Here is a 252-nt window from a genome sequence, read left to right on the forward strand (position 1 = left end):
TGTTAACCATAAGATCGGTGATACTCACGAAGGAACTGCAACTATGGACTGGATGGCCCAGGAGCAGGAAAGAGGTATCACGATCACATCTGCTGCGACAACATGTCACTGGACGCTGCAGGAAAACTGCAAGCCGAAAGCAGGCGCGTTAGAGCATCGTATCAACATCATCGATACACCGGGACACGTTGACTTTACAGTAGAAGTAGAGCGTTCCCTGCGTGTGCTTGATGGTGCGGTAGGTGTATTTTG

The 252-nt window shown here is 50.0% G+C and carries 1 protein-coding gene; it reads left to right on the forward strand.

Annotated features, from left to right (window positions below; translation table 11 throughout):
* A partial coding sequence (locus NE668_RS09930; RefSeq protein ID WP_256196834.1) for a GTP-binding protein occupies positions 1-252 on the forward strand: 252 nt, incomplete at both ends.

Source organism: Veillonella parvula (assembly GCF_024461875.1).
Lineage (GTDB): Bacteria > Bacillota > Negativicutes > Veillonellales > Veillonellaceae > Veillonella > Veillonella parvula_I.